Here is a 24,435-nt window from a genome sequence, read left to right on the forward strand (position 1 = left end):
TCTGTGCTTAAGATCGCTTTCCATCCCATCTATAAACACCCCTTGCCGGAGGGGCACAGGTTTCCCATGATCAAATACGAGTTGCTCCCCCAACAACTCATATACGAAGGCACCTGTACCCCTGAAAACTTCTTTGAACCGGAATTCCCTGACGACAGATATATCCTGGCCGTACATGATCAGGATTACTATACCGACCTGGTCAATATCAGGATCCCTCCCAAAGAGGCTCGTAAGATCGGTTTCCCGCTTAGCAAGGAACTAGTGGAACGCGAGCGTATCATCGCCGACGGCACTATCAAAGGATGTGATTACGCCCTCGAAAACGGCATCGCGATGAATATTGCCGGTGGAACACACCACGCCTACACGGATCGGGGGGAAGCATTTTGCCTCCTCAACGACCAGGCCATTGGTGCGAGATATCTCCTCAAGGAAAAAAAGGCCAAAAAGATTCTGATCGCAGACCTGGATGTTCACCAGGGTAACGGTACGGCTCAGATCTTCAGGGAAGACCCTTCTGTCTTTACCTTTTCCATGCACGGCAGTTCCAATTACCCCTTCAAGAAGGAAACTTCAGACCTGGACATAGAGCTGAAAAAAGGGACTACAGACGAAGAGTATCTGTCCATACTAAAGGACGTCTTCCCGAAGCTTATAGACGAGGAAAAACCAGATTTTATTTTCTACCTCTGTGGGGTAGATGTACTGTCGACCGATAAATTGGGGACCCTGTCCATGACCTCTCAGGGCTGTAAGGAACGGGATGCGTTTGTGCTGGATACCTGCAGGAAATTGGGGATTCCCCTGCAATGCAGTATGGGAGGTGGGTATTCGAAAGAGATCAGGGTGATCGTGGAGGCACATGCCAATACCTTTCGCCTGGCAAGGCAACTCTTCTTCTGATCGATCGATATTCCTGAATTCTTTTTTAAACAACTGAAGAATGTCATAAACTCATTGACAGAGTTTCTTTATTTTTATGGAAAATATATTGTATGCTCAGTAAAAAAATGGAAAAGGCCCTGAACGGACAGATCCGAGTAGAGGCCGAATCGTCACAGGTATATCTCTCAATGGCCTCATGGGCCGAAGTAAAAGGACTGGAAGGGATTTCTCTGTTTATGTACCGTCACTCCGATGAGGAGAGGATGCACATGCTCAAGCTTATAAAGTATGTGAATGAAAGGGGTGGTCACGCCCATATCACAGACCTCAAAGCCCCTAAAAAAGATTTTGGCAGCTTCCAAAAGATGTTCCAGGAACTCTACGAACACGAGATTTTTGTCTCCAAAAGTATCAACGAATTGGTACAGGTATCCCTTGATGAGAAAGACTACGCCACCCATAATTTCCTGCAATGGTATGTAGCTGAGCAAATTGAAGAAGAAGCGCTGGCACGAAATATACTGGATAAGATCAACCTGATCGGGAATGACAAAGGCGGACTCTACCTCTTTGACAGGGATGTGCAACAGATCACTGCGGATAGCGCTGCTTCGGATATGGCCCAATAATTTAACACGTTATCTTTATTGATTCTAAATAAAAATAATTATTTTTGACTCGTTCAGCATAGCCGAATGGGCAAGAAGAAAAAGGAAATCAAGAAGAAGCTAAAAAAACAGGTCAAGGCCTACGAGGCCACAATGCGAGCCCTCTCCTGTGATAACTGCAAATCAAAATGCTGTAAGAAATACAAGAAGTGCGAGACCAAGCGCTGTAAACGCTGTCCTTGCTTCGACCTTCTGAAAAAAGTTGCCTGATATTCAATGCCACCGGGTTACCAGGGATACGGGTTTGAGATCACCCGAAGCATTCATCTTCTCCTCTTCCTCTGTACTCCCATGCTTATGGTAAAAACGGGCCTGTAAGTTATAACCCTTCCCGTGGTTGGCCTTTATATCGCATCCCTCCTGATGCATTCTATACGCCTTTCTCTTGTAGAAAATATAAGTTTTGTAAGCGGTGTATTCTTTCTCCTTTAATTGCTTTTCAAAAAAGAGCTGATCCTTCCAGTAATCGGCTTCATCCTCTGGGGAAGAAAACCTGAGAGATGCCTCCATCTGCGCATCGTTTAGTGCCATTTCCTGGTAAAAATCCAATATGCTCACAGGCGTTCCATCTCCTTGCGCATACCCCCAAACCACAGAGAGGACGCAAATAAAGATCAATATAGATTTAAGAGTAGTCATTCGCCTAATCTCTTGTTTTTCAGTATTATAAATTTTCTGCAAGAGAATATAAAAGGTAGCTATATTCCATGATTCCTAAAAGAAAAGGGGGTAAAATACCCCCTTTATCGACCATGTGACGGATCACTGTTTCCCGAGCATCAGCAGTTCGTTGCATTTGACCTCAGAAACGTACCGCTTCTCTCCTTCCTTAGTCTCATACGTCCTGTGGATCAACTTACCCTCAACGGCCACTTCACTGCCTTTTAACAGGAATTTTTCCACCACATCGGCCAGCTTCCCCCAGACCACAACATTATGCCATTGGGTCTCGGTGATCTTTTCTCCCTTCGTGTTCTTATAGGTTTCATTGGTGGCGATGGAGAATTTGGCCACCTTGTTGCCACTTTCCAGGTTTACCACTTCAGGGTCCTGCCCGAGGTTTCCAATCAACTGCACTTTGTTTCGGATTGCATTCATCATTTCTTCATTTTACGGTTAAACAGTTAATACAATCGGTTCTTATCCCGACCCTGCAAACTTATCCTCACCGGGCAGATATACTTGGTTGTTACATGCTTATTTTCGTTTGTAAACGATTGTAAACACTTGCGATAGGCTGATGGGTTTTACCCTCTCTCAAGCGGGCGGCATACATCATAATTATTTATATATTGGAGCTTCTAAACAAATTCCTGTTCTTACATGAAAAATATACACTTCCTTCTGTTTCTTTTCTCCGGCTTCCTGCTGATCAATGCACAAACTCCGGCCGAAATGGCCTCTGCTATTGAAAAAGAGGCTACAGAGAATTCTCAGCTTCCTGCACTCGCTCATGAACTCATGGACGTGGTCGGACCCCGACTGGTAGGGACGCCTCAAATGGAAAATGCACACGAATGGGCGGTCTTCACTTTTTCTAAATGGGGGATTTCCGCGGAGAATGAAGCCTGGGGCACCTGGAGGGGATGGGAAAGAGGGATCACCCACATCGATATGCTCTCTCCCAGGGTGGTTTCCCTGAGCGGGCGTCAACTCGCATGGAGTCCGGGTACCTCCTCGAAAGGTATTACTGCTAATTTGATCACGATTCCGACCATGGCCGACTCTGCAGCCTTTGCCAAATGGGTGCCGGCTGTAAAAGGCAAATTCGTTTTGGTATCTATGCCTCAGCCCACGGGACGCCCAGACTACAATTGGGAAGAATTTGCCACCCCTGAGTCCTTCGAGAAAATGAAAGCCGAACGGGATGCCATGGAAGATGCATGGAACCAAAAAATAAGGAATACGGGCTACAACAGCCGGACTTTCAACGAAGCCCTCGAGAAAGCCGGTGCCGTGGGTATCGTCCAATCGCGCTGGTCTTCTGGATTTGGAGCTAACAAGATCTTTAGTGCAGGCACAAAAAAGATCCCTGTAGTAGACCTGTCCCTGGAAGATTATGGTATGCTCTATCGCCTGGTGGAGAACGGTCGTGATCCCCTTATCAGGATCGTCGCAGAATCCAAAGAACTGGGCAGGGTACCTACCTTCAATACCATAGCCACTATACCGGGAACGGAATTTCCCGATGAATACATCGTGCTTTCAGCCCATTTCGATTCCTGGGACGGAGGCACGGGGGCTACAGACAACGGTACCGGAACCATCACTATGATGGAGACAGCCCGCATCCTTAAAAAACTATACCCTAACCCAAAAAGAACCATTATTGTCGGTCTTTGGGGCAGTGAAGAGCAGGGACTCAATGGCTCCCGTGCCTTTGTGGAAGACCGTCCTGAGGTGGTCGAAGGCCTGCAGGCCCTCTTCAACCAGGATAATGGAACAGGTCGGGTTGTCAATCTTTCCGGACAGGGTTTTCTTCATTCCTATGAATACCTCGGAAGGTGGCTGGAGGCCGTACCCGAAAGCATTACCCGCCATATCGAGACCACATTCCCGGGGAATCCCGGGAGAGGAGGATCTGATTACGCTTCCTTTGTAGCTATGGGCGCACCTGCATTTTCCCTGAGTTCCCTCAGCTGGAGCTACTGGAATTACACCTGGCATACCAACCTGGATACCTATGACAAGATCGTTTTTGACGATGTGCGCAATAACGTGATCCTGACAGCCATCCTGACCTATATGGCCAGCGAAGACCCCGAAAAGACCTCCAGGGAAAAGGCCGTCCTCTCAATAAACCCCAGGACCGGGGAACAAAGAGAGTGGCCAACTCCTCGATCCCCTAACCGTGAAGGCGGGATAGATTAACCTGAAAATCGAGCATACCATGAGAATTATTCAGTTCCTTTTGATCGTCATCCTGATCATCCCTGCTTCTGCAGAAGCACAAAGGCGAAGGTCACGCCAGGCTCCTGCCCCTCCTGCTGTAGAAGATTCTTTGTTTCAAGGCCTGAAATGGCGTAACATCGGACCCTTCAGAGGCGGACGTAGTGTGGCCTCCTCAGGGGTGGTCAAAGAACCTATGACCTATTATATGGGAAGTACAGGGGGAGGTGTATGGAAAACAACGGATGACGGCATTACCTGGACAAATATCTCGGATGGTCACTTCAAGACAGGTACTGTCGGCGCCATCGCCGTTTCTGAAAGCAACCCCAATCTGGTCGTGGTCGGGATGGGAGAACACGCCGCCAGGGGGGTCATGACCTCTATGGGTGATGGAGTCTATAAATCGACAGACGCCGGGAAGACCTGGAAACACATAGGTCTGGAATTCACCAGGCATATTTCTGATGTGGTCATTCATCCCACTAACCCCGACATTATTTTCGTAGCCGCCCAGGGTGCACAGTACGGTCCTTCGGAAGAACGCGGCATCTACAGGTCCTCAGACGGAGGACAAAACTGGGAAAAGGTCCTCTACCTGGATGAAACCACGGGCGCCTCTTCCCTTTCCATGGACATAAAGAATCCCCTTATCCTGTATGCCTCCATGTGGCAGCACAGGCGCTATCCCTGGACCATGGAATCAGGCGGGCCCATGTCGGGGCTCTTTAAATCCACTGACGGGGGACTTACCTGGGACAAGATGAAGGCAGGGTTGCCCAAAGAATTCGGAAAGGCAGGCATTTCGGTCTCAAGGGCCAATCCGGAGCGTGTATTTGCAGTGATAGAAGCGGAGGGTGAAAAGGGAGGTGTATACCGCTCAGACGATGCAGGGAAAAAATGGACACAGATCAACAAGGACCGGATCAACATAGCCCGATCCTGGTACTATATGGAGATCCTGGCAGATCCTCAGGATGAGAATACGGTTTATGTATTAAATGCCCCTGTCACCAAATCCATAGATGGGGGGAAAACCTTCTCCAACCTCCCAACTCCACACGGGGACAACCATCATTTGTGGATCCACCCTTTTGACAACCAGAAAATGATCAACTCTAACGACGGGGGCGCCAATATCTCAAACAATGGGGGCCGGAGCTGGAGTTCCCAGGCCATTCAGCCAACCGCTCAATTCTATCGCGTGATCACAGACAACCAGGTACCCTACCGGGTTTATGGCGGGCAACAGGACAATTCTGCCATTTCTATCGCCAGCAGGACCAACGATATGGGCATCGACTGGAAGGACTGGTATTCCGTGGCCGGGTGTGAAAGTGCTTTCCTCGCCTTCGACCCCGACAATCCCGAGATCGTATACGGAGGGTGTTACCAAGGCATCATCGAAAAATGGGTAAAGGCCTCCCGCGAAGGGAAGGCTATCAAAGAATACCCGGAACTGGCCCTGGGGAACGTCCCTTCGGATTTTAAATACCGCTATAACTGGAACGCTCCTATCATCACATCCCCTCACGACAGAAATACGATTTACCACGCCGGCAACGTCGTATTCAAATCGACAGATGAAGGACAGAGCTGGACCGTCGTCAGTCCGGATCTCACCCGTGACGACAGGAGCAAACAGGGCCCCGGTGGAGGTCCCTACACCAATGAGGCTGCCGGAGGGGAGAACTACAACACCCTGATGGCCCTGGTGGAATCCCCCCACGAACAAGGCGTCCTGTGGGCGGGTTCCGATGATGGGCTGGTCCATATCACCAGGGACGGAGGGAAGACCTGGAAGAATGCTACCCCTAAGGAACTGGGGGAGAGCATCATCAACAGCATAGAAATTTCACCCCATGACCCGGCGACGGCCTATGTGGTGGCCATGCGTTACAAATTCATGGACCTGAACCCTTATATTTTCAAAACCTCAGACTACGGACAGACATGGACCAGGATCACCAATGGGATCTCCGGCCCTCATACCTTTGTAAGGGTTGTACGGGAAGATCCCAAAAGACGTGGGTTGCTCTATGCAGGAACAGAGACCGGACTTTTCATCTCGTTTAATGACGGACAAAACTGGCAGCCCTTCCAGCTCAACCTGCCCGTGGTTCCCATCAACGATATGATCATTCAGGACAATGACCTCGTGGTGGCCACTGCAGGTAGATCCTTCTGGATTCTGGACGACCTGGGTGCGATACAGTCAGCTCCCCTCAGCGGTCAGTCCCTGACGATCATCAAACCCAAAGACACCTACATGATCTTCGGGGGTAGTACAGACCGGCCAATTCCGGGACTAGGTCAGAATCCTAAACAAGGGGTGACCATCGACTATTACCTGGATGAGAAAGCAGACAGCATCCCCCTTACCCTGGAGATTATGAAAAACGGGGAGACCCTTCGAATTTACTCCAGCAAGCCCGACAAGGAATTTAAGTCGTGGCCGGGAGGCCCTTCAAAACCTGAGGTCATACCGGCCAAGCAAGGATACAATCGGTTTACCTGGGATTTCAGGCGGGATCCTTTGCCGGCGGTGGATAAAGTGTTTGTTTACGGAAATTATGCCGGTTCAAGGGTAGCCCCCGGCGTCTACCAACTCAGGCTTTCACTCGGGGATAAGACTGCTGAGACAGAAGTAAATGTGCTGAAAAACCCGCATGTAGAAGCCACTTCAGCAGATTATGCAGAACAGCAGAAATTGCTCACGGATATCGAAACCATGATCTCGAACATCCACAGGGCCGTCAATGAAATGCGGTCGGTCCGCAAGCAGGTCAAGGCATACAAAGCCCTGCTTAAGGACAACGGTCGCGCCAAGGATCTCCTTGCCATGGGCGACAGTCTGGTTACACGCATAGATCGATGGGAGGAAAACCTTATCCAGCCTAAGCAAAAGACCTTCCAGGATGTGATCAATTTCCATAACCAGCTCAATGCCGAGCTGATGAACCTGAAGGATTACGTGGATGCCGCGGAACCCAAAGTAACAGCAGGAGCAAAGGAACGGTACGCAGACCTGTTGAATGAGTGGGTACAATTCGAAATGGAATGGCAGATGATTATGAAGACAGAAATGCTGTTGTTTAACACCATGTATAAAGGTCTGGAATTACCGGCCCTGATCATGAAAGAATGAGGCTCCGAGATGGATTACAAAAAGGATATCATAGAACAGATCGAACTTCACGATGTGGATGGTATCCGAAATTGTTTTGAACACGGCGTAAAGCCAAATGATACCTTCAGGGGTGAACCCCTTATCTACGAACTGACCAGTGAGTATCTGAGAAGCCCGAGGTTTAAGGAGTGTGTTCGTCTCTTCGTGGACTACGGCCTGGAGTTTGAGGATAAAGCGCTTTTGGCTGTTCTTCTGGATGATCAATCATCCCTGGAGGAAATCATTGCAAAGGACCCCGAGACTCTCCATCGATCCTTCGACCTTCGATGTGCTTATACGCCTCTGACTGGGGTCAACCTGCTGCACATTTGCGCAGAATTCAATCATGTACAATGTGCGGAGGCCCTCGTAGAACACGGAGCAGATGTAAATGCTACCGCAGGTTTGGATTCCCATGGCTTCGGAGGACAATCCCCTATTTTTCATACGGTCAACCAAAACGGCGATCAGTCGGCCGAGATGCTCGATTTCCTCCTGTCAAAGGGTGCCCGTTTAGACTTGACTGTCAAAGGTCTTATCTGGGGAAAAGGGTACGACTGGGAGACCTTTATACCTTCTGTAAATCCGATAAGCTATGCGATGATGGGTTTGTTACCGCAGATGCATCGCAGCGAAATAACAATCAGCAAAACGATCTCCAAATTGCTGAAACACGGTTATGGGATAGCGTATACTCCCCGGAATGTTCCCAATACATATCTCAACTCCTGATCAGGACTGCTTCACCTTGTAATTCTCTGCTTGTTCTTTTCGGTCCCGGGGAGCATCTTTGACACTTCTTTTGCTGAGAGATCCAATGGACAGGAGGTGTTTGGAATGCGGGGAGCCGATTAGGGGACGAACAGACAAAAAATTCTGTGCGGATTACTGCCGTAATGCCTTCAATAACAAACTCAACAAGGACAGCAGAAACCTCGTTCGGAACATCAACAACAGGCTGAGAAAAAACTACCGAATCCTGGAGAGTGTTTTTCTGGAGGGCGGAAAGGCCAGAATACCGAAGAACAGACTGCTGGACAAGGGATTCCATTTTGAACATATCACCAATCTCTACACCACGAAAAAAGGTAATACCTATTTCTTTGTGTACGACCTGGGGTACCTCCCCCTGGGGAATGACTACTACATGATCGTAAAAAGAGAATAGCCCCTGAAAGATCAGAGGCTATTCAATTTACTTGAACAGGGTCTATTATTTATAGTTGTGACTGCTGAGTTTCAGAGCAGCAACAACAATATCTTTTCTGCTGATTTGCCCAACCAGGAGTCCGTCTTTCATCACGGGTAATCTTCTCCTTTTATTCTTGTGGAAAACTCCTGCCGCATCAAATATACTCATGTCGTGGGGGATGGTCTCCACGTCCTTGGTCATAAAGCGCTCCACACTTTTATCCAGGATAGGCTGATTGAAATACCGGCTTTCAGAGATCTCCTTCATACAGTCGGCCTCAGAGATGATCCCGACCAGAAAACCATTGTCATCCAGCACAGGGCCCCCTGAAATTCGGTTCTTGGCAAAGGATTCCATGACCTCCAGAACGGATTGCTCCGGATTGAAGGTGATCAGTTTTTTGGACATATAATCCTCCACCAAAATAGGGGCATTGTACTCTTTTTTGGACACTTCCTTGGCTCTACGGCCCATAAAACTTTTAATCCCCATACCTGTTTGTTTTTAAAATGGTTAGCCTTAAATATAGGAATTTTGGGCATACCTTTTAAAATTAGTCGACAAACGGCAGCGGGCCCGCAGTTTTTTTTACTTTTAAGGAAGATTAAAATCCGATGAAAAACACCCGGCTCTGGATCACCCTGCCACTGCTTGTTCTCGCCGTTTACTGGAGTTTTCACTCCCTCACGCCCTCCGGATCGAACAAGGATATTGAAAAGACCTATGGCTTTTCCACGGACCGCGCCCTGGAACACGTAAAGGAGATCTCCAGGAAACCCCATGCGGTTGGCTTTCCTGCGCATGCCGAAGTGAGGGACTACCTGGTGCAGGCCTTGGAAGAAATGGGCCTGGAGGTGAGCCTGCAAGAGGGATATACCGCTGGCGACTGGGGTAACTTCAGCAAAGCGACCAATATTGTCAGCCGGATTAAAGGCAGTGGAGAGGGCAAGGCATTGCTCCTTCTTTCTCATTATGACAGCAACCCGCATTCCTCCCTGGGAGCCAGTGACGCAGGAAGCGGGGTGGCCACTATCCTCGAAGGGGTCCGCGCATTCCTTTCTGAGAACAAAAATCCGAAGAACGACATTATCATCCTGATCTCAGACGCAGAAGAACTGGGCCTCAACGGAGCCGATCTCTTTGCCAATCGCCATCCCTGGACCTCAGACGTCGGACTCATCCTGAACTTCGAGGCAAGGGGAAGCGGAGGCCCCAGTTATATGTTCATGGAGACCAACAGGGGGAATGAAAAACTCATTGAATCCTTCATCTCAGCTGACCCGAAATACCCCGTTTCGAATTCCCTGGCCTACAGCATCTATAAATTGCTCCCCAATGATACGGACCTAACCGTCTTCAGGGAGGACCGGGATATTGAAGGCTTTAATTTTGCCTTCATCGATGATCACTTCGACTATCATTCAGTCCGGGATTCCTATGAACGCCTTGACCGCAATTCCCTCACCCACCAGGGAAGTTATCTCATGCCCCTGCTCCACTATTTCAGCGAAGCAGATCTAGGGCAAATGAAAAGCCTCAACGATCATGTCTATTTCAATATCCCGGTGTTTAAGATGGTCTCTTATCCCTTCGACTGGATATGGCCTATGTGGTATCTCGCCCTGGCTATTCTGGGAGGTCTACTGGTTTTTGGTTTCAGAAATCAGGTCCTGAAGATCAAAGGGGTACTCCTGGGATTTGTCCCCTTGTTGATCACTCTGCTGATCAATGGGGTCATAGGGTATTTTGCGTGGACGGTCATCACAGCCGTCTATCCGCAATATACAGACATCCTGCATGGATTCCCTTATAACGGACACATCTATATACTGGCTCTCGTATTCCTGTCACTCGCGGTAAGTTTCTGGGCATACCGCCCCTTTACCACGATCAGCCTTCCGGAACTTCTCATAGGTCCCCTTTTCATTTGGCTGGCCATCTGCTGGGGCGTGGCCGAATACCTCCCGGGTGCCAGCTTTTTTATCATTCCTGTATTCGCACTACTGGCATCTCTCCTGCTCCTCCTCTACCAAAAGGAACCGGATCCCTTGCTACTATTGTTCCTGGGCCTGCCGGCTGTGTTCATCTACGCCCCTTTTGCCTCCATGTTCCCCGTAGCCCTGGGCATGAAGATGGTCATCACCACCACCTTGATCACTACCTTGTGTTTTGTCTTGCTCCTGCCACTGGCAGCCCGATATAAGTACAAAAAAACCCTGGGCATCATTGCTTTTGAAGGGTTTGTCATTTGCCTCATTGTGGCACATTTTCATTCGGATTTTACACGTGAAAGAGCGAAACCAACCAGTCTTGTATACCTGCTCAACACCGACGAAAAGCAATCCATGTGGGCAACCTATGAGAATAAGTTATCTGAGTGGACGCGAGGGATCATGGGTAACGATATCAGGGAACAGGGCTCAGCGGAGAACAATGTTCCGGGGAGCAAATACAATACCCGCTATTCCTACTGGGCACGAACGGGTGCCAGGGATATTCCCGGGCCTGTGGTGACCATTGAGAAAGATACGACCCTGGGAAATACCCGCTTTCTGGAGGTAGGGATATTTCCCCAGCGCCCTGTAAACCGATTGGAAGTATTCTCGGGTGATACTCCCATTTTATCGGCATCAGTGAACGGGGTGGAGCTATCTCCCTATTATCTTAAGGAACGCAGAAATTACAGGCTGCTCACTCATTACATCAGTGACAACGATTCCACCTATCTGGAATTGAGTCTTCCCAAAGGGAAAGAATTAAACCTGACCCTCTATGAGGCCTCGAATGACCTCCTGAAGAATCCGTCATTTGCTATCCCTCCCAGGCCGGAAGAAAATATTCCCATGCCCTTTGTGCTGAATGATGCCGTGATCACCGTTAAATCCATCAGGCATTGAAACCGCGTATTGGAATACTGGGTTGCGGATGGCTGGGGTTTCCCCTGGGAAGGAAATTGATCTCCCTGGGATACCCGGTATCCGGAACTACCACCACCAAGGCCAACCTTGAGGTGCTGAAAGAGGAAGGGATCAATCCCTTCTATATAGAACTCTTCCGGGATGGGGTGAAGGGACACCTCATCGAATTCCTGAACGAGATCGATATCCTTGTGGTCAATGTACCCCCGGGCCGGAAAAATGGTACATCGGATTATGCCGCCAAGATGGAACAGTTATTCGAGGCTTGCAGGATCACCCATCTTGAAAAAATCCTTTTTGTCAGCAGTACTTCGGTCTATGGGAATATTCAGGGAGAAGTACACGAAAAGACGGAAGTACAACCTTCATCCGATTCGGCCAAAGCCCTTGTCTCTGCGGAGGCTCTCTTCACAAAAGACCCTTCAATGGAATGTACAGTAGTTCGGTTTGGAGGCCTCATCGGCCCGGACCGCCACCCGGTGACCTATTTGTCGGGCCAGCAAAACCTCTCCAATGGAGATGATGCGGTAAACCTCATACATCTGGATGACTGCCTGTCCCTCTTATCGACCATCATCACTGAAAATTGGTGGGGTAAACTGTTCAATGCCGCATATCCGGACCATCCTCCAAAAAGAGAATATTACACAAGGGAAGCGCACCTCAGGGGCCTGCCTGTCCCGGTCTACAAAAAGGAGTACGCGGGCAGGTCGGGGAAGGTCATCACGTCAAAAACTCTGAAATCACTGGAATTCGAATTTAAGACCCCCATAGACCATCCTGTCGAATAATTCATCTTCTGGCTTAATTCAATGATTTATAAGGATATGCTATCTGATGCGAAAAATTAATAGTAATTTTGCGCACTAAATTCTTAGATATGAAAGTGAGGTTGACCATCCTTTTGTCCATGACCGTGTTATTAGGCTTTAGCCAGAGTAACACTGATATGAAGTCGCATTATGAAGCCTATTACAAGGCGATGAAATCACAGGGAGACGTCAATGGGGTGATCAGCGCCCTCACCCATCTGAATGTGATCGCTCCCTCCAAACAGCGAACAGATACACTTGCCTTCGTCTATGCCAATAACAACCAGCATATTCAGGCTCTCAATACTATTGGGATAGAAAAGAATGAAGCGGATTCTGACCTGGCCATACAGGTAAAGGCTATCAGCCTTAAAGCTATCAATCAGCCCAAAAGAGCCCTTGAACAGTTCGAGATCCTCAACAAACGGTCACCCAATGCCTATCTGGCCTATGAACTGGCTGATCTGAAGATTCAGACCGGGGATAACGAAGGGGCCATGACCGATATAGAAGCCGGTCTTGCAGAGGTGCAGGAAGGAATGACCTATGCTTTCTACGAGCGCCAACAGCCCTATGAGGTTTCCCTCAAAGCAGCCTTGTTACATCTCAAAGGCCTTGCTCAGTACAACACGGACCGCAGTAACATCGACGCCGCCATTGCCACGATCGATGAAGCCCTGGCCCTTGAGCCGAATTTCAACCTGGCGAGCCTGAGCAAACAAGCCCTTGAATCCAGGAAGGGCAGCGGAGAGAAAAAAGAAGAGTAAACCATTTCGCCCCCGGAGTAGTTAAAATGGGATCTATTCTCCGGGATCCATAGCATCGAGCAATGACCTGAAGACAAGGGCCACTCCATTGCTCCAGCCAAATCCATCCTGGGTCTCGTATTCCCCTCCCCCGGAAAGGAGGCTGATATCCTCCACATTGTATTTTTCCATCATCTTGCCTGTATCCCTGTACACCCTTTCATTAAGGGCCAGCCATCGCTCCATGATGGTTCGTGCCTCGTCTACATAACCGTAGTTCAACAAGCCCTCTACAGCGATGTACTGTAATGGTGCCCATCCATTGGGCGCATCCCATTGCTGGCCGGAATGTTCAAGGGTGGTGACAAGTCCGCCGTCCTTTAAAAAGTCCGACATGAGTTTGTTCTTTACAGCTTCGGCCTGTTCCGGAGTGGCCAGTTCAAAGAAGAGAGGAAATGCCCCGGCCAGTGTAGCAGTCCTTCCGAAATTCCCGGAAGCGAAGTTGTAATCGTAATAATAACTCTCAGCAGGATTCCAGAAGACTTCCTGTATCAGGGATCTCCGTTCTTCGGCCAGGTTGAGAAAGAGGGCCTCATTTTCCCCGTCACCCGCTTGGGCATATCCCCTGGCAATGCTTTTCTCCATAAAATACATAAGGCAGTTCAAGTCTACCGGAAGAATATCTGCCGTCCTTGTAGAGCCAAAATCCCCTTCCTTCAGATACCACCTGCTGCTGAAATCCCAGCCAGAAGCGGCCCCTGATCTCAGATGGGTATAGAGCGCTCTTTTGTCAGCCTCAGATTTCAGGTCAGAGGCGAGGTGATGGTCTTCCTTGTATGCTTCAGGCCTCGGAGTGGTTCCGCTGTCCCAGTATCGGTTCAGGGTTTGATCCCCTTCTAATCTGACCACATATTTACTGGCAGAATTGACTCCTTTGATTTCTTTTTTCCCTTCCATCCAGAAACTGTACTCCTTCAAAATATACGGGAAGTAGTCAGGAAACAGACCCTTTTCTTCCCTGCTGATCGCATCCACCATAAGGGCATAAAAAGGGGGCTGGGATCGGGTCAGGTAATAGGCACGCGTGCCGTTGGGTATAAATCCAATGGAATCGATCAGGAAACTGAAATTGTCGACCATGCTCCTGGCCAGGTCATCCTGTTCATCTACCAGCAGACCTTCCAGGGTAAAATAACTGTCCCAGTAATAGATCTCCCGAAATCGGCCTCCCGGCACCACATACTTGTGAGGAAGTGCTATACGGGAAGAGTAGTCAATCGCCTGGTCGGGGCCTCTGGTGAGTTTTCCCCACATACTACTGATGTGCTCATACATGTTCTTGGTAGTATCGGTCTCAATGGCCTGGCCGGAGACAAATGCATCCCTGAAGTGGTTCTGTACGAATTCGCGCAGTTCAAAACCGGGATTTCCCTTTTCTTCCCGGTAGAGGTTTACAAGCTCTTCGTAGGGCCTGTCCGGAACGAGGTCCACAAAGGTTTTGGAATCCTTGTAGATCCCTTCCAGCTGAATATCCCTGAACAATTCCGTATCGTAAAACTCCGTGACCGAAATTGATTTTATTTCCTCCCTGCAGGAAGTGAGGATGAGAAAGAACACGAGCATTGCGGAAAGGAATCTTTTCATGGAATTCGAATTTACATTTGAACATTCTACAAAGCTGATCAAGGCCACAGAGCAATTGATTATTGCTTCCTCAGTTCCTGGATAAGCGTACTGTCTTTTTCTTTTTTCAAGGCGATGACCGAGTCGATATCTTCATTAGGCACGGTCAGGGAGAGCACGTAGTGGGCGATCTTCCATTCCCCATCTACCTTCCGCACCACTCCAGATCCCCTGCAGATTTGCATCCAGGTATCGAGCAGTTCATCAAACCACGCAAGATCTCCTGAGGCATCTATATAAATATGGCGGTCTACAGAGGTAAATGCCCAAGCTTTCCCCTGGTCGAAATAAGGTTTGGAGAACTGCATGAACTCATTTTTTTCCCAAACCTCAGAAGCATCAGTCCCAATGAATACGGCATCTTCAGACATCAAACCAAAATATTTCTCAAAATCCGCATTTGCCGCTGCCAGATGCCACTGGTCAATGACCTCCCCTATCTTATTTATTTCCGCTGTCTGGCCTAGCAGACCGGAACTAAAGGCCAGAAACACGAATATGGTTATCAGTCTATTCATCCGTGATCAATAAGGTGTCTAATTGATTATTTACAATCACATTCAGCTGCGTCCTCAGGGCATTGTAGGCCTTCATCATTTCTATAGCTGGGGGTGTGGCATCAATCCTGTATTCTGCCGCAGCCCTTGTCTTGAGGAGGAAGGTCTTCACTACCTTTTGCCTGCTCTTTACCTGAGGCAGGTCAAATGCTTCCGGATACTCTCCTTCTTCTACCTTTTTCTGCCGCTCCACCAGGTCTTCCAGGACAAGGACAAGGTCTTCGTAATTCTCTATGATCGAGAGTGAATTGAAGCCCGCGTCCAGGTCGTTGAAGGTAGTCCAGTCTCTGGTGATCTCCACAGCTTTGGGATTTAAAGATACCCTCCCAGGCAGGGAATCCATAGAAAAGAAAGGTGTTTCCTCAGAACTTGTCTCAGCCCCGGTCGCCGGGTCTTTGCAAGCCTTAAGCAGCAAAACAACTAGGAGGAGGGGCATTAATTTTCTCATAGGACGAATGTACAAATTTTAATAAAAGCTATCTTTGGGTCGAACTTCAATAATTCATCAGTTTTTGCAGAAATCCATACTCATTTTAGGGGCTTGCGGGCAGATAGGAACAGAACTTACCCTGGAACTTCGAAAGAAGTTCGGGAATGAGAACGTGATAGCCAGCGATATCAGGGAAGGTTCCGAAAGCCTCATGGAATCCGGACCCTTTGAGATCCTGGATGCTACCAGTTACGATGCCGTGGAGGATACGGTAATGCACTATGAGGTGGAGGAGGTATACCTCATGGCTGCCATGCTGAGTGCCACTGCTGAAAAATTCCCGGAACGGGCCTGGAACCTCAATATGAATTCCCTCTTCAACGTACTGAACCTGGCCAAGGAAAAGAAGATCGATAAGATCTTTTGGCCTTCCAGTATAGCGGTCTTCGGGAAAAATACCCCTAAGGAGAACACTCCCCAGCATACGCTGATGGAACCCAGTACGGTGTACGGGATCAGTAAGCAGACAGGGGAAAGATGGTGTGCCTATTACCACGCAAAATACGGGGTTGACGTGCGCAGTGTACGCTTCCCTGGACTGATCAGCTGGAAGACACAGCCCGGTGGGGGCACCACGGATTACGCAGTGGACATCTACATAAAAGCGCTGGAAGAAGGAAAGTATACCTGCTTCCTGAAAGAGGATACCACCTTACCCATGATGTATATGGAAGATGCCATCCGGGCCTCCATAGAATTGATGGAAAGCGATGGCGACAAACTGAGTATCCGGTCTTCCTACAACCTGGGTGCCATGAGTTTTACCCCCGGGGAGATCGCTCGCAGCATTCAGGCTGTAGTCCCGGGATTCAAGATCGATTACGAACCGGATTTCAGGCAGGCCATCGCCGATTCATGGCCGGGCAGTATAGACGACTCCCAGGCCAGGAAGGACTGGGGTTGGAAACCCGAGTTTAACCTGGAGCGCACCACAGAGGAAATGATCCGGGAACTCCGTGCCCTAAAGGGCAGATAAACTCAATGATGAAATTTGAGCTTCTTTTCGATGGCGACGATCATGGCGTTGGCTATATCTTTCCCCGTTGCATTTTCTATCCCTTCGAGTCCGGGAGAGGAATTCACCTCCAGTAAGAGGGGGCCTTTATTCGACCTGATAATGTCTACCCCCGCCACGTGCAGATTGAAGATCTTGGCAGCCTTGATGGCCAGTTTTCGTTCTTCGGCCGTGATCTTGATCCTCGAGGCCCTGCCTCCCTGGTGAAGGTTGGCCCTGAATTCTCCTTTTTCGGCCTGCCTTTGCATGGACGCCACCACCTTGCCATTCACGACAAAACACCTTATGTCCTGCCCGTGGGCCTCCTTGATGAATTCCTGCACCAGGATGTTGGTCTGTACACTCTTAAAAGCATTGATCACGCTTTCTGCTGCTTTGTTCGTCTCGGCCAGTACAACGCCTTTCCCCTGGGTGCTTTCCAATAGCTTGATGATCAACGGGGCCCCATTCACCATTTTGATGAGGTCCTTGGTATCCATGGGCGACTTGGCAAAGCCGGTGATGGGGATATGCAGGTCGTGCTTGGCAAATAGCTGGGAGGCGAAGAGTTTATCCCTCGACTGGCTGATGGCCTCCGCAGAATTCTGACAATACACCCCCAGAAAGTCGAACTGCCGGATCAGGGCGCAGCCGTAAAAGGTAACGGATGGTTTTATCCTGGGGATAACGGCATCGAACTCCTTCAGGATATCCCCTCCCCTGTAGCGGATCTCGGGCGAATGAGCGTCGAGTTTCATATAGGCCAACTCCACATTGAGGAAGACGATCTCATGGCCCCGGGCCTCAGCCGCCTCCATGAGCCGTTTATTGCTGTACAGCTCGGGATTGCTCGCCAGCAGGGCGATCTTCAAACCCGTTTTTTCCTTCATATAAGGGGCGTAGGAGATCGATATGCTCTCATCGGAAAAGGTTTGCAAAAGGCAGGACTTGGCGGGATTTACCATATATCGGCCATTGAGGGCCTCCCTGCCCAGCAGCATCCTGAATTCCATGGTATCCCTGTTGGCCAGGGTGAGTTCAATGTCGAATGAATCCTCTCCAAGGGTGACCGCCGTGCGGATCACAAATCGTTCCTCCGAAATACCGCTAGAACTCTTTACGATACGCCTGTCTACGAGTTTCGCCTCGCATTCAAGGGTGATACTGCGATTGTCCTGTACCGGGTTTACCTCGAATTTCACCCAGTCCTGGTTCCTCTTTCTGATCACAGTGATATTGCTGGCCTGGATGGAGGAGGTCTTCGCCCCTGAATCAACCCTAGCCTTTATGGCCGGTATACCCAGGTCCTTGAAGACACACCATTCCTCACTGCCTATGATCTTTAACATGGAAGTACATTTTGAAAAGGCACGAAATAAAAGGGATCAATACGATTTAGATTGCTCATGAAGATCAGGAAACAAAAACTTGTTTTGCTTCTTTGAAACACTTGAACTCCACCACGTAGCCATTGGGATCCTCCACGAAGAAAGACCTATGTTCCCCTGCTTTGTCTTTCAGGAAAGTGATAGCCTCCGTCATGCCCTCTACTTCTACCGAAAGTCTCTGGTGGATAGATTTCCAGGATTTCTCGTCAAGGATCACCCCAAAATGAAATGAAGGCAAGACCTGGTCACCAAATTTGTAGGACTTATAGACAAAATTGAACTCTCCTGATTTGGTGAAAGTGATCTGGTTCCCGTAAAGGTCGATATCTGCCCACTGGGTAGAATGCCTTCCCAGTTTGGCTCCCACGACATCCACGTAAAAGGCTTTTGTCTTGGTCACACTGTAACAGGGCAGGGCGAGGTGAAAGGCGCTGTGTTTCATAAAAAAAGGCTGTTGGATAGTCGTTGATTAATCGTCCTGATCCTCCTCATCGTCCTCGATCTCCACGTCAGGTATGGCATCCGGATCATCGTCATCAAAATCCTCGTAATCGTCCTCATCGTAATTCGCCATGGTGACTTCGAGTTTCGCACTGATCTTGACCAGGTATTTGGTGTCATCTGTAGTTACCTCTACAGCCTCTATCCGCTCTCCATTGGCGTTCTTGAAGGTGATAATATGAGCATCGTCATACCCGTCGGGATACTTCTCCACAAGGAGTTTGAGCACCTCCGGTGTCAGCTTCTTAAAATCTACTATGACTCTCTTTAAATTATCCATAATTACATGTCTAAAAGATAAGCAAAAATAAGTGGTGCAACAATAGTGGCATCACTCTCTATGATAAATTTTGGAGTGTCTATTCCCAGCTTTCCCCAGGTGATCTTCTCATTGGGCACGGCACCTGAATAACTGCCGTAACTGGTGGTGCTGTCGCTGATCTGACAGAAGTAGCTCCAGAATGGCGTATCTGTGCGTTCCATATCCTGGTATAACATAGGCACCACGCAAATGGGAAAATCTCCGGCAATACCACCCCCAATCTGGAAGAATCCGATACCCTTCCCGGAATTAGCCGTATACCAGTCGGCCAGGAAGGTCATATACTCTATCCCTGACTTTACGGTGGAGGCCTTAAGGTCTCCTTTCAGGACATAGGAGGCAAAGATATTGCCCATGGTGCTGTCTTCCCAGCCCGGGCAAACGATGGGCAGGTTCTTTTCCGCAGCCGCATACATCCATGAGTCTTTGACGTCTATTTCGTAATACTCTTCCAGTACACCGGACAATAACATCTGGTACATGTACTCATGAGGGAAATAGCGCTTTCCTTCCTTTTCGGCCTTTTTCCACAGGTCGTATATGTGTGTTTGCAATCTGCGGAAGGCCTCTTCCTCAGGGATACAGGTATCGGTCACCCTGTTGAGCCCTTTTTCCAGCAGGTCCCATTCTTCCTGGGGGGTGAGGTCCCGGTAATTTGGCACCCTTTTGTAATGGGAATGGGCGACCAGGTTCATTAGGTCTTCCTCCAGGTTGGCTCCCGTACAGGAGATAATGTGCACCTTGTCCTGCCGGATCATCTCGGCAAATATTTTCCCCAATTCGGCTGTACTCATCGCCCCGGCAAGGGAAACCAGCATTTTTGCCCCATTCTGAAGTTGCAATTCGTATCCCTTTGCCGCATCCACAAGGGCCGCCGCATTGAAATGCAGATAGTACTTCGAAATAAATTCTGAAATAGGTCCTTTACTCATCGTCATCGTCAAATTTTTGAGCGGGAGCGCTGTTCCCGCCGATTGTGTTATCATAGGTATTGTCATATTCATCCTCCACGGCCTCATCGATGAATTTATAGCTCAGCATTTTATAGTACAGTTTTGCCGCCAGGAAGTCTGAGGATCTGTCCAGGTCGTTGGGGCAAAGCTCAACGATGTCAAAACCGACCACATTTTTCTCCTCAAAAACCTGCTTGAGGAAGTCCAGGGTCTCGTACCAGAGAAGTCCACCCGGTTCGGGAGTCCCCGTGGAAGGCATAATGGAAGGGTCGAGGGCGTCGAGATCAAAAGTAATAAAGACATTATCTGTAAGCAATTCTATGACCTTGTCCGTCCAGTATTCGTCCTCGACCATCTCATGGGCAAAAAAGGTCTTTTCCGTATCCATGACGGTCATTTCGATGGCGTCCATACTGCGAATGCCGACCTGCACCAGGTTGGTTTGCTGACTGGCCTCGTATACCGCACATGCGTGGTTGTATGGGGTGCCGTCGTAGGATTCCCTCAGGTCTGCGTGGGCATCGATATGCAGCACGGTGAGGTTTTCAAAGCACTCGTTAAAAGCCCGGATAGAACCTATTGAAATGGAGTGTTCCCCTCCGATAAGGGTAACAAATTTGTTTCTCTTGATGTACTCCTTGGTGATCTTATGTACACTGTTGACCATGGTCTCCGGGGAGGAGAGCTCGCTAACAGGCTCTGTTACGTACACCCCTTGTTGGTACACCTCAGTACCCGTCTCAATATCGTACAGTTCCATATTTTCTGAAGCCTCGAGCAAGGCATCGGGACCTTTGTCCGCACCTTTGCCCCAAGTACTGGTACCGTCATAAGGTACGGGGATCAACACGACTTTCGATTTCTCGAGCTGTGCAAATTCGTCCGGAATTCCAGCGTAATTCCTAGATTTCTTCATATCCTAAAATTTTAAGCATGTCCGATGCTTTTTGTTGTTCGCTAAACAGTTTGGTGGTCAGTTCACCCTTCTTATTCCGGTCAATCAGGACGTGTTTTGGGGTGGGGATCAGGCAGTGCTGTAACCCTCCAAACCCGCCGATTGATTCCTGGTAGGCGCCGGTGTTAAAGAAGCCTATATACAGGGGTTGATCCCTTTTATACTTGGGCAGATAGATGGCGTTCATGTCCTGAATACTGTTGTAGTAATCATCGCTGTCACAGGTGAGTCCGCCCAGCAGTACGCGTTCATACTGGTCGTGCCAGCGATTGATGGGCAGCATGATAAACCGCTTGTTGATCGCCCAGGAGTCGGGTAAGGTGGTGATGAAACTGGAGTCGATCATATTCCATTTCTCCCGGTCGTTCTGCTGTTTCTGGTAGAGCACCTCATAGATCGCCCCTCCGCTTTCCCCCACGGTAAAACTTCCGAATTCCGTAAAGATATTGGGTACAGGCACGTCTGCCTCCTTGCAGGCGGTATTGATTTGGTTAATGATCTCATCCACCATGTATTCATAATCGTATTCAAAGGCCAGGGAGTTCTTTGTAGGGAACCCACCTCCAATATTCAGGCTGTCCAGGGAAGGGCAGATCTTCTTCAGCCTTGTGTAGACCTTCATACATTTCAGCAGCTCGTTCCAGTAATAGGCATTGTCTCTGATCCCGGTGTTGATAAAGAAGTGCAGCATCTTAAGTTCTACCTTTTCATTGTCCCTTATCTGGTTTTCGTAGAAGGGGACTATATTTCGGTACCCGATCCCAAGACGAGAGGTATAGAACTCGAATTTAGGCTCTTCTTCCGATGCGATCCGTATCCCGATATTAAAGGGCTTATCGATCGCTTCGCTCAGCAGTTCGATCTCCTCGTAATTATCGATAACCGGGATACAGTTATGATGGCCTCCGTTGATCAGATCAGCAATGTTCTGAATATAGAGGTCGCGTTTAAACCCATTGCAGATCACGTAGGTATTATCCTTGATCTTGCCTTCCTTTTTCAGCTGGTTGACGATGTTGATGTCAAAGGCTGAGGAGGTCTCTATATGTATGTCATTTTTGAGGGCCTCGTGGAGCACGTACTCGAAATGAGAGCTTTTGGTACAGTAACAATAGATGTATTTGCCTTTGTACTTATGTCTTTCAATGGCCTTCGCGAACCATTCCTTGGCCCTGTTGATATTCCTGGAGATCTTTGGGAGATAGGTAAATTTAAGGGGGGTACCATACTGCTCCACCAGTGACATCAGAGGGATACCATGAAACTGCAGGTTGTCCTCGTCAAGTGTGAATTCCTCCTGGGGAAAATAATAGGTTTGATCGATCAGATCAATGTATTTGATGTTCATTAAATGAATTGTGGATTTATAGGGTTCTTATACGCATTTCTTTAAATCAGCCCTCTGTACAAGCGCCGGTCAGATACCTTGAGTACACGGTGTAAATGAAATCAAAAAAAAATAAAATTCAGGGATTTTAAGACAATTTTCTAAGTTGTAATATAGATATAATATATAGCGGTATAATATAGAGAATACACCATAAGAATCCAATGCCACATTAGAGATAATTCGTATCTTGAAAGACCAATCCCGATCCCATGAAACGTATATTTCTGCGCTTGCTCTCAGGTGGACTTATCTGCCTGTTTTCAGCAACCCTGTATGCCCAGCCTGAAGCAGGGGTTTATTCAGGGACAGACCCTGAGGATCCCGCTAAGGTGCATGAAGTCAAAATCAATGACAAGTATCTGGTATATACGGAATACACGAAGGCTCCTGATTTCATTCGTACCAGGGGTGGATTTTTTGAAGCAGATGGAACTTCACTCAAGGTGGATCTCGAATTCAATTCGGCTTATGAGCGGGATTCGGTGAAAACGCTCAGCCTGGCCTATGAAATGGATGGGGATAACCTAGTACTTGATGAGGGCAGGCCCATAACCCTGACCAGAGTTCCCGGCCTAAATCAAGACCTGGATGGCACCTGGCTTTTCGCTACCCGGGGTCCGGATACCGGGCAGGAACGCAGAGGAGATTCAAATCCGCGCAAGACCTTAAAATTTCTAATAGACGGACATTTTCAATGGATAGCCTACCACACGGAAACCATGAGGTTCTCAGGCACCGGAGGAGGAGCTTATACGGCCAGGGACGGTAAGTATACCGAAAACATAGAGTACTTCTCAAGAGATAACAGCAGGGTGGGCGCCGTTTTGGAATTTAATTACGAACGAAAAGGGGACGACTGGCATCATACCGGCAACAACAGCAGGGGTGAACCCATGTACGAGATCTGGTCGATCCGGTAATGGCGTTATAGGTTGTCTATATCTGATTTTCCTCCTGTCTTTTTCAGGAGTTTGATATTTCTGATCTCCACGCCTTTATCGATGGGTTTAAGCATGTCGTACATATTCAGTGCAACGATGCTGGCGCCATGCATAGCCTCCACCTCCACCCCTGTCTTGTAGTGGGTCTTTACCGTAATGAGGATACGGATCTGGAGTCTGTCGATTTCGTAATGGATATCCGTGTATTCGATCGGTAACGGGTGGCAGTCCGGGAGGAGATCTGCAGTTTTCTTGACCCCAAGAAGGCCTGCGGCGCGACTCATCTCAAAGACATCTCCTTTGGGAACTTTCCCTTCCTGGATGGCCTTGATGGTTTCCTGCTTGCTGACTTCAACAACTGCCTGGGCAATGGCCGTCCTCAATGTGCTTGATTTATGTGTAATATCTACCATAGCTCAGGTGTTGACCTTCCATTGATAGGATTCATCATCAAAGACCTCTTTACCGAAAACCGGGACCTCTGCTTTGATCGCTTCCACCACATAGTGCAGGGCTTCAAAGACCACCTTCCTGTGCGGACTGGAGACAAAGACAAAGAGGCAGATCTCCCCGGCCTCTACCCTGCCCAGACTGTGATAAATGTGCATGCAGCTGAGGTCGAATTTCTCGAAAGTAGCCTCCCTGATCTCATGGAATTTCTGGTTAGCCATGGCTTCATAGGCCGAATAGTCGATAGCCTTCACTTCTTTTCCGTCAATCACGTCGGCCCTCACCTGCCCCAGGAAGATATCGTGGGCCCCAATCCCGGTCTTCGACTGGTGTTTGGCGATGGAATTAGCGATGAATTCCGGCGTTACAGGACCTTCAACAAAGACGTTCTTTATCTTTGGATTAGCCATTTTAATTGGGTTTCTCACGAAGGTAAAGAGAATTTTACGATTACAATGCCGGCTGATCGCCAAAAGATATTCAGGCCGGAATCCCCCATCCAAAATTCAGACCGACCCAACCAAACCCG

The 24,435-nt window shown here is 48.7% G+C and carries 25 protein-coding genes; 11 read left to right on the plus strand and 14 right to left on the minus strand.

Annotated elements, in window-relative coordinates:
- Nucleotides 1–3 precede the first annotated feature (3 nt).
- Together IEV19_RS06810 and IEV19_RS06815 are read left to right on the plus strand one after the other, a co-directional pair.
- Entirely contained in the window at nt 4–906 is a 903-nt protein-coding gene (locus IEV19_RS06810) for a histone deacetylase family protein (RefSeq protein WP_188369908.1), read from the plus strand.
- A 92-nt stretch (nt 907–998) separates the two neighbouring features.
- Nucleotides 999–1,517, plus strand: a complete 519-nt coding sequence (locus tag IEV19_RS06815; RefSeq protein WP_188369909.1) for a ferritin — start codon at nt 999–1,001, stop codon at nt 1,515–1,517.
- A 252-nt stretch (nt 1,518–1,769) separates the two neighbouring features.
- Here IEV19_RS06815 and IEV19_RS06820 read toward each other — a convergent pair whose 3' ends face one another.
- Both IEV19_RS06820 and IEV19_RS06825 read right to left on the minus strand, forming a co-directional pair.
- The gene (locus tag IEV19_RS06820) at nt 1,770–2,195 is read right to left on the minus strand and encodes a hypothetical protein (RefSeq protein WP_188369910.1); all 426 of its coding nucleotides are present in this window, start codon (nt 2,193–2,195) and stop codon (nt 1,770–1,772) included.
- A gap of 123 nt (nt 2,196–2,318) precedes the next feature.
- A complete protein-coding gene (locus tag IEV19_RS06825; RefSeq protein ID WP_188370748.1) occupies nt 2,319–2,654 on the minus strand; it encodes a single-stranded DNA-binding protein in 336 nt (111 codons plus the stop codon).
- Nucleotides 2,655–2,879: 225 nt separating this feature from the next.
- Here IEV19_RS06825 and IEV19_RS06830 point away from each other — a divergent pair, with 225 nt between their 5' ends.
- From IEV19_RS06830 to IEV19_RS06845, 4 genes are all read left to right on the plus strand, one after another.
- The gene (locus tag IEV19_RS06830) at nt 2,880–4,427 is read left to right on the plus strand and encodes a M20/M25/M40 family metallo-hydrolase (protein WP_188369911.1); all 1,548 of its coding nucleotides are present in this window, start codon (nt 2,880–2,882) and stop codon (nt 4,425–4,427) included.
- A 19-nt stretch (nt 4,428–4,446) separates the two neighbouring features.
- Nucleotides 4,447–7,593, plus strand: coding sequence for a VPS10 domain-containing protein (locus tag IEV19_RS06835; RefSeq protein ID WP_188369912.1), 3,147 nt, complete (start codon nt 4,447–4,449; stop codon nt 7,591–7,593).
- Between the two features lie 9 nt (nt 7,594–7,602).
- Entirely contained in the window at nt 7,603–8,346 is a 744-nt protein-coding gene (locus IEV19_RS06840) for an ankyrin repeat domain-containing protein (RefSeq protein ID WP_188369913.1), read from the plus strand.
- An 85-nt stretch (nt 8,347–8,431) separates the two neighbouring features.
- Nucleotides 8,432–8,782, plus strand: coding sequence for a hypothetical protein (locus IEV19_RS06845; RefSeq protein ID WP_188369914.1), 351 nt, complete (start codon nt 8,432–8,434; stop codon nt 8,780–8,782).
- Between the two features lie 45 nt (nt 8,783–8,827).
- Here the strand turns inward: IEV19_RS06845 and IEV19_RS06850 are convergent, their stop codons facing one another.
- Nucleotides 8,828–9,298 carry a CBS domain-containing protein gene (locus tag IEV19_RS06850; protein ID WP_188369915.1) on the minus strand — a complete coding sequence of 157 codons (471 nt, stop codon included), beginning with the start codon at nt 9,296–9,298 and terminating at the stop codon, nt 8,828–8,830.
- Nucleotides 9,299–9,420: 122 nt separating this feature from the next.
- Between IEV19_RS06850 and IEV19_RS06855 the strand changes: the two genes are divergently transcribed.
- From IEV19_RS06855 to IEV19_RS06865, 3 genes are all read left to right on the plus strand, one after another.
- Nucleotides 9,421–11,703 carry a M28 family peptidase gene (locus IEV19_RS06855; protein WP_188369916.1) on the plus strand — a complete coding sequence of 761 codons (2,283 nt, stop codon included), beginning with the start codon at nt 9,421–9,423 and terminating at the stop codon, nt 11,701–11,703.
- Entirely contained in the window at nt 11,700–12,515 is an 816-nt protein-coding gene (locus IEV19_RS06860; protein ID WP_188369917.1) for an SDR family oxidoreductase, read from the plus strand. Before IEV19_RS06855 ends, IEV19_RS06860 begins: the two co-directional genes overlap by 4 nt.
- An 89-nt stretch (nt 12,516–12,604) precedes the next feature.
- Nucleotides 12,605–13,303: a hypothetical protein gene (locus tag IEV19_RS06865; protein WP_188369918.1), complete on the plus strand. Its 699-nt coding sequence runs from the start codon at nt 12,605–12,607 to the stop codon at nt 13,301–13,303.
- A 33-nt stretch (nt 13,304–13,336) separates the two neighbouring features.
- On the opposite strand, the gene IEV19_RS06870 is transcribed toward IEV19_RS06865, so the two are convergent.
- From IEV19_RS06870 to IEV19_RS06880, 3 genes are read right to left on the minus strand one after another with little or no spacing between them, the layout of a single operon-like run.
- Nucleotides 13,337–14,926, minus strand: a complete 1,590-nt coding sequence (locus tag IEV19_RS06870; RefSeq protein ID WP_229732506.1) for a trehalase family glycosidase — start codon at nt 14,924–14,926, stop codon at nt 13,337–13,339.
- Between the two features lie 59 nt (nt 14,927–14,985).
- The gene (locus IEV19_RS06875) at nt 14,986–15,483 is read right to left on the minus strand and encodes a nuclear transport factor 2 family protein (RefSeq protein WP_188369919.1); all 498 of its coding nucleotides are present in this window, start codon (nt 15,481–15,483) and stop codon (nt 14,986–14,988) included.
- Nucleotides 15,476–15,970, minus strand: coding sequence for a hypothetical protein (locus IEV19_RS06880; RefSeq protein ID WP_188369920.1), 495 nt, complete (start codon nt 15,968–15,970; stop codon nt 15,476–15,478). The genes IEV19_RS06875 and IEV19_RS06880 overlap by 8 nt, the downstream gene beginning before the upstream one ends.
- 64 nt (nt 15,971–16,034) lie before the next feature.
- Here IEV19_RS06880 and IEV19_RS06885 point away from each other — a divergent pair, with 64 nt between their 5' ends.
- Nucleotides 16,035–16,988: an NAD-dependent epimerase/dehydratase family protein gene (locus tag IEV19_RS06885; RefSeq protein WP_188369921.1), complete on the plus strand. Its 954-nt coding sequence runs from the start codon at nt 16,035–16,037 to the stop codon at nt 16,986–16,988.
- A gap of 2 nt (nt 16,989–16,990) precedes the next feature.
- Here the strand turns inward: IEV19_RS06885 and rimK are convergent, their stop codons facing one another.
- From rimK to IEV19_RS06915, 6 genes are all read right to left on the minus strand, one after another.
- Nucleotides 16,991–18,355 (minus strand): 30S ribosomal protein S6--L-glutamate ligase, encoded by a 1,365-nt coding sequence (rimK, locus tag IEV19_RS06890; RefSeq protein ID WP_188369922.1) that lies wholly within the window; start codon nt 18,353–18,355, stop codon nt 16,991–16,993.
- Nucleotides 18,356–18,419: 64 nt separating this feature from the next.
- Nucleotides 18,420–18,836: a VOC family protein gene (locus IEV19_RS06895; RefSeq protein ID WP_188369923.1), complete on the minus strand. Its 417-nt coding sequence runs from the start codon at nt 18,834–18,836 to the stop codon at nt 18,420–18,422.
- 27 nt (nt 18,837–18,863) lie between these two features.
- The gene (locus IEV19_RS06900; RefSeq protein WP_188369924.1) at nt 18,864–19,175 is read right to left on the minus strand and encodes a hypothetical protein; all 312 of its coding nucleotides are present in this window, start codon (nt 19,173–19,175) and stop codon (nt 18,864–18,866) included.
- 2 nt (nt 19,176–19,177) lie between these two features.
- Nucleotides 19,178–20,149: a deoxyhypusine synthase family protein gene (locus IEV19_RS06905; RefSeq protein ID WP_188370750.1), complete on the minus strand. Its 972-nt coding sequence runs from the start codon at nt 20,147–20,149 to the stop codon at nt 19,178–19,180.
- Entirely contained in the window at nt 20,142–21,086 is a 945-nt protein-coding gene (speB, locus tag IEV19_RS06910) for an agmatinase (protein ID WP_188369925.1), read from the minus strand. Before speB ends, IEV19_RS06905 begins: the two co-directional genes overlap by 8 nt.
- Nucleotides 21,073–22,473: an arginine decarboxylase gene (locus IEV19_RS06915; RefSeq protein ID WP_188369926.1), complete on the minus strand. Its 1,401-nt coding sequence runs from the start codon at nt 22,471–22,473 to the stop codon at nt 21,073–21,075. Before IEV19_RS06915 ends, speB begins: the two co-directional genes overlap by 14 nt.
- 251 nt (nt 22,474–22,724) lie before the next feature.
- Here IEV19_RS06915 and IEV19_RS06920 point away from each other — a divergent pair, with 251 nt between their 5' ends.
- Complete coding sequence (locus IEV19_RS06920) at nt 22,725–23,435, plus strand: hypothetical protein (RefSeq protein ID WP_229732507.1); 711 nt, start codon at nt 22,725–22,727, stop codon at nt 23,433–23,435.
- Between the two features lie 5 nt (nt 23,436–23,440).
- Here the strand turns inward: IEV19_RS06920 and moaC are convergent, their stop codons facing one another.
- Nucleotides 23,441–23,869 (minus strand): cyclic pyranopterin monophosphate synthase MoaC, encoded by a 429-nt coding sequence (moaC, locus tag IEV19_RS06925; RefSeq protein ID WP_188369927.1) that lies wholly within the window; start codon nt 23,867–23,869, stop codon nt 23,441–23,443.
- A 3-nt stretch (nt 23,870–23,872) separates the two neighbouring features.
- Nucleotides 23,873–24,316, minus strand: a complete 444-nt coding sequence (locus IEV19_RS06930; RefSeq protein WP_188369928.1) for a molybdenum cofactor biosynthesis protein MoaE — start codon at nt 24,314–24,316, stop codon at nt 23,873–23,875.
- Nucleotides 24,317–24,435 lie beyond the last annotated feature (119 nt).

Origin of the sequence: Muriicola marianensis (assembly GCF_014638095.1) — a bacterium.
GTDB classification, from domain to species: Bacteria; Bacteroidota; Bacteroidia; order Flavobacteriales; family Flavobacteriaceae; genus Muriicola; species Muriicola marianensis.